Source organism: Pseudoflavonifractor sp. 60 (assembly GCF_009911645.1).
Lineage (GTDB): Bacteria > Bacillota > Clostridia > Oscillospirales > Oscillospiraceae > Lawsonibacter.
Genome location: NZ_QWKI01000151.1, coordinates 1 through 5,354, shown reverse-complemented (window position 1 = coordinate 5,354; position 5,354 = coordinate 1). Strand labels below are relative to the sequence as shown.

The 5,354-nt window shown below is 66.5% G+C and carries 6 protein-coding genes; all 6 read left to right on the top strand.

Translation table 11 applies throughout. From position 1 onward, the window contains the following. Positions 1 to 552: 552 nt before the first annotated feature. Genes D1646_RS16285 through D1646_RS16260 form a run of 6 tightly spaced genes read left to right on the top strand, consistent with a single transcriptional unit; the run spans position 553 to position 5,211 of the window. Positions 553 to 789, top strand: coding sequence for an acyl carrier protein (locus D1646_RS16285; protein WP_160637486.1), 237 nt, complete (start codon positions 553 to 555; stop codon positions 787 to 789). 5 nt (positions 790 to 794) lie between these two features. Further along, positions 795 to 1,205, top strand: coding sequence for a biotin/lipoyl-containing protein (locus D1646_RS23765; protein WP_160637485.1), 411 nt, complete (start codon positions 795 to 797; stop codon positions 1,203 to 1,205). A 4-nt stretch (positions 1,206 to 1,209) separates the two neighbouring features. Next, positions 1,210 to 2,601, top strand: coding sequence for an acetyl-CoA carboxylase biotin carboxylase subunit (gene accC / locus D1646_RS16275; RefSeq protein ID WP_160637484.1), 1,392 nt, complete (start codon positions 1,210 to 1,212; stop codon positions 2,599 to 2,601). Beyond that, positions 2,598 to 3,452, top strand: a complete 855-nt coding sequence (gene accD, locus D1646_RS16270) for an acetyl-CoA carboxylase, carboxyltransferase subunit beta (RefSeq protein WP_160637483.1) — start codon at positions 2,598 to 2,600, stop codon at positions 3,450 to 3,452. Before accC ends, accD begins: the two co-directional genes overlap by 4 nt. Then, on the top strand, positions 3,449 to 4,273 hold the full coding sequence (locus D1646_RS16265; RefSeq protein WP_160637482.1) for an acetyl-CoA carboxylase carboxyltransferase subunit alpha: 825 nt from the start codon (positions 3,449 to 3,451) through the stop codon (positions 4,271 to 4,273). The genes accD and D1646_RS16265 overlap by 4 nt, the downstream gene beginning before the upstream one ends. Then, a complete protein-coding gene (locus D1646_RS16260) occupies positions 4,270 to 5,211 on the top strand; it encodes a beta-ketoacyl-ACP synthase III (protein ID WP_160637481.1) in 942 nt (313 codons plus the stop codon). Before D1646_RS16265 ends, D1646_RS16260 begins: the two co-directional genes overlap by 4 nt. The last annotated feature ends 143 nt before the right edge of the window (positions 5,212 to 5,354 follow it).

Below are 5,354 nucleotides of genomic sequence, written 5' to 3'. Positions count from 1 at the left end.
TCAATCCCCACCGCTTCGCGGAGCCCCTTTTCAAAGGGGCCAGGCCGCCTGCGGGCGGGACGAGGGATGAGCCCTGCTTTGCAGGGCCCCACAAGCGGCGCAGCCGCTTGCCCCCTTTGGCAAAAGGGGCCCCTGAGCGAAGCGAAGGCGGGGGATTGTTAACGGCAGACTATCTTCTATTTTAGATTCCAAGTAGAAGTAATGCCAGCAAATCAATCCCGGCCCTGCTTCGCCGGAGCCCCTTTTCAAAGGGGCCAGGCCGCCTGCGGGCGGGACGGGGCCCGGCCCTGCTTCGCCAGGCCCAAAAAGCGGCGTCAGCCGCCTGCCCCCCACCGTAAAGTCCCAAAAATCCTTGGCTCCGCCGGGAAAATCTGCCGGCAATCGGGGTCCCCTTTTGTGAAAAAAGGAGAAAAGCCTGTCCCTGGCAAAATTCCCCTTGACAGTTGGGCCGTTTTCTCTATAATAAGCCTCAAGTATTTTATCTAAATTTTTTTTAGGTAAAATATCTGAACTGATAAACGATCAATTTTGCCGAAAGGACGATGGATTCAAATGGAAATTACCTTTGAGACTGTACGGGATATTATTGTGGAGACCCTGAGCTGCGACGCCGGACAGGTGGCGCTGGACACCAACCTGGTGGAGGAGCTGGAGGCCGACTCCCTGGAGATCGTGGAGCTGTCCATGGCCCTCCAGGAGAGCCTGGGGGTCACCATCGAGGACGAGGACCTGGAGAAGCTGAAGACCGTCCGGGACATTCTGGACTACGTCCAGAGCAAGCAGGCCTGAGCGCCATGGAGTTTCAGGAACTTTACGGCCTGATGGACCGTTTTGCCGCCTCCGGGCTGACGGCGCTGGAGTGGGAACGGGGCGGAGAGCGGATCGCTCTGCGCCGGGACACAGCGGTCTCCGCCGCCCCTGTTTCCGTCTCCGCCCCCGCCGCCGCCCCGACGGAACCGGAGCAGGGCGAGGTGGTGCGCGCCCCTCTGGTGGGGGCCTTCTACGCCGCCCCCGCCCCCGGCGAGCCCCCCTACGTGACCCCCGGGACCCAGGTGAAGAAGGGGGATACCCTGTGTCTCATCGAGGCCATGAAGATGATGAGCGAGGTCCCCGCCCCCGCCGACTGCGTGGTGGAGGAGGTCCTGGCCAAGGACGGCGAGGCGGTGGGGGTTGACGCCCCCCTGTTCCGCATTCGGAGGGTGTGATATTATGCTGAAACGGGTCCTCATCGCCAACCGGGGGGAGATCGCCCTGCGGATCATCCGGGCCTGCCGGGAGCTGGACATTGAGACGGTGGCCGTCTACTCCGCCGCCGACGAGAGCGCCCTCCACGCCCAGCTGGCAACCCGAGCCCTGTGCATCGGCCCCGCCAGAGCGGCGGACAGCTACCTGAATCAGGAGGCCATCCTCTCCGCCGCCCTGGCCGCCCGCTGCGACGCCCTCCACCCCGGCTACGGCTTCCTGTCGGAAAATCCCGACTTCGCCCATCGGTGCGTCCAGGCGGGGCTGAAATACGTCGGCCCCTCGGGAGATGTGATCCGCGCACTGGGCAGCAAGGCCGCCGCCCGCACCCTGGCCCAGAAGGCCGGCGCCCCGGTGGTGCCCGGCTCCGACGGACCCCTGAAGGACGTCCGCCAGGCCCAAACGCTGGCGGAGGAGGTGGGCTGTCCCGTGCTGCTGAAGGCCTCCGCCGGAGGGGGCGGCCGGGGGATGCGCCAGGCCAACAGCCTCCAGGAGGTTCCCCGCGCCTGGCAGGAGGCCCGGGCCGAGGCGGTGGCCTGCTTTGGCGACGGGGAGCTGTATCTGGAGAAGCTCATTCTCAATCCCCGGCACATTGAATTTCAAATCATGGCGGACACCCAGGGCCACGTGGTCCACCTGGGGGAACGGGACTGCTCCATCCAGCGCCGCCGCCAGAAGCTGGTGGAGGAGTCCCCCTCCATGGCCCTGACCCCCCAGCTGCGGGAGGAGATGGGCCGGGCCGCTGTGGCGGTGGCCAGGGCGGCGGGCTACGTGGGGGCGGGGACGGTGGAGTTCGTCCTCTCCCCCGGCGGGCAGTTCTACTTTATCGAGATGAACACCCGCATTCAGGTGGAGCACCCTGTCACCGAGCTGGTCACCGGAGTTGACCTGGTGAAGGAGCAGCTGCGGATCGCCGCCGGCCTGCCCCTGTCCTTCTCCCAGGAGGAGGTGCGGGTTACCGGCCACGCCATCGAGTGCCGGGTCAACGCCGAGGACCCGGAGCGGGACTTTATGCCCTGTCCGGGAACGGTGTCCCTCCTCCACCTGCCCGGGGGACCGGGGGTGCGGGTCGATACCGCCCTGTACACCGGCTATGAGATCCCCCCCTACTACGACTCGCTGGCGGCCAAGGTCCTGGCCCACGCCCCGACCCGGCTGGAGGCCATCCGCCGGATGCGCCGGGCCCTGGAGGAGCTGATTATTGAGGGCTGTCCCACCAGCGCCCCCCTGGCCCACCTGATTATGCACGACGCCCAGTTTATCCGGGGCCAGTATGACACCGGCTATCTGGACCAGAACCTGGACCGGCTGCTGGAGCTGGCCCGGACCTGCGACCGTCTGATGGAGGAAGAACCATGAACCGAACCTTTTCCCAGCGCCGGGACCGGCTGCTGACCTACCGGACCATGCGGGAACAGAAGATCACCGGCCTGCGGCGGACCAAGTGCCCGGGGTGCGGGGCGGAGAGCTCCAATCTGGAGTGGGAGCGCAATTTGCAGGTGTGCCCCCGGTGTGCCTTTCACCGGCCCATCGGGGCCTATTACCGGCTGGCCGCCATTTTGGACCCCGGCTCCTTCCAGGAACTGGAGGAGAAGCTGGCCCCGGCGGACCCCCTCGCTTTCCCCGGCTACACGGAGAAGCTGGCGGCGCTGGAGGAGGAGACCGGCCTGAGCGACGCGGCGGTGGCCGCGGTGGGCAAAATCGAGGGTCGGAAGGCGGTCTTCGGCGTGCTGGACAGCTCCTTTCTCATGGGCAGCATGGGCACGGCGGTGGGGGAGAAAATCACCCGCTGCATCGAGTACGCCGCCCGGAAAAAGCTGCCCCTGATCCTCTTCTCCGCCAGCGGAGGGGCCCGGATGCAGGAGGGGATCTTCTCCCTGATGCAGATGGCCAAGACCGCCGCCGCCATTCAGCGCTTTCAGAGCCGGGGCGGGCTGTATATCTCCTGCTTCACCCACCCCACCACCGGCGGGGTCACCGCCAGCTTCGCCTCTCTGGGGGATTTTCTGCTGGCCGAGCCCGGGGCCCTCATCGGCTTTGCCGGGCCGCGGGTCATTGAGCAGACCATCAAGGAAAAGCTGCCCGAGGGCTTCCAGCGGTCGGAGTATCTGCTGGACCACGGCTTTTTGGACCGCATTGTATCCAGGACGGAGTGGCGAGAGGTGCTCAGCCAGCTGCTGGCCCTCCACGAGAAGGGGGGACGGCTATGAGCCGCTACACGCCGGAGGAAAAGGTGAAGCTGGCCAGGGACCCGGGACGTCCGGGGACGGCGGACTTCATCGACGCCCTCTTTACCAACTTCTTTGAGCAGCGGGGGGACCGGCTGGGCGGCGAGGACCCCAGCATTCTGGGGGGCATCGCCCGGTTCCACGGCCGCCCCGTCACGGTGGTGGGCCACCGGAAGGGGAAAAATCTGGAGGAAAACCTCCGCTGCAACTTTGGGATGCCCTCCCCCGAGGGCTACCGCAAGGCCCAGCGGCTGATGAGGCAGGCGGAGAAGTTTGGCCGCCCCATTATCACCTTCGTGGACACCCCGGGGGCCTACCCGGGGAAGGAGGCGGAGGAGCGGGGCCAGGGAGAGGCCATTGCCCAGTGTCTGGCCCTGATGAGCGCCCTGGAGGTGCCCATCATCTCGGTCATCACCGGCGAGGGAAACAGCGGCGGCGCGCTGGCGCTGGCGGTGGCCAACCGGGTCCTCATGCTGGAGCACGCGGTGTATTCAGTGCTCTCCCCCGAGGGTTTCGCCTCCATTTTGTGGAAGGACGCCAGCCGCGCCGGGGAGGCCTGCGCTGTGATGAAGCTCACCGCCCAGGACCTGCGCCGGGGCGGCATTGTGCAGGGGGTCCTGCGGGAGCCCCAGGAGGGGGCCCACACCAACTGGGATACCATGTTCCGCACACTGGACGCCGCTCTGTCAAAGGAGCTGGCCGCCCTGGACAAGCTGAAGGGGCCCGCCCTGGCCCGGCAGCGATATGAAATGTTCCGCGCCATGGGGCAGGATCTGCCGCTGGCGGGGAAGGAGGAACCATGAGCGCACCCCATATTCTGGCCACCGGCCGGTGTCTTCCGGCGCGGGTCGTCAGCAACGAGGATTTAAGCCAAACGGTGGACACCAGCGACCAGTGGGTGTTCAGCCGCACCGGCATACACAGCCGCCATTTCTGCCAGAGCGAGACCGGTCTGGACCTGGCTCTGGGCGCGGCCCGGCAGGCCATGGAGCGCTCTGGGCTGACGGCGGCGGACATCGGCGTGTGTCTGGTGGGCACCTTTACCCCCGACCACGCCAGCCCCTCCACCGCCTGCCTGCTGCAAAGGGAGCTGGGCCTGCCGGAGGACACCATCTGCTTTGATTTGAACGCCGCCTGCGCCGGATTTCTGTACGGTTTGCAGACAGCCCACGCCCTTCTCCCCGGCGCCCCCCGGCCCTATGCCATTGTGGTGGGGGCGGAGGTCATCAGCCGGGTCATGGACATGACCGACCGCAACACCTGCGTCCTCTTCGGCGACGGGGCGGGGGCGGCGGTCATCCGGCGGGACGAGACGCGCACCTGGCACACCGTCTTCGGCGCCCGGGGAGATCAGTCCAGCATTCGGGTCCAGGGCCCGGGACCGGTCCCCTCCGCCATCCACATGGAGGGCAAGCCGGTGTTCCGGTTCGCCGCGGAAGTGGTGGAGGGCTCCATCCGCCAGCTGCTGGAGGCGGATGGCCTTACATCGGTCAACGACCTGGACCTGGTGGTCTGCCATCAGGCCAACGCCCGGATCATCGACCACGTGGCCAAGCGGCTCAAAGCCCGGGAGGGGCTGTTTTACAAGAACATGGACCGCTACGGCAACACCTCCGCTGCCAGCATCCCCATCGCCCTGGATGAGCTGGTCCAGAGCGGTGCGCTGCTGCCGGGTATGCGGGTCCTGATGGTGGGCTTCGGCGGCGGCCTGACCTGGGCCGGAGCGCTGCTGCGCTGGTGACGCCGGGCCCCACAAGCGGCGCAGCCGCTTGCCCCCTTTGGCAAAGGGGGTGGCCGAGCGAAGCGAGGGCGGGGGATTGTCATCGGCAGACTATCTTCTACTTTAGATTTCAAGTAGAGGCAATGCCAGCAAATCAATCCCCA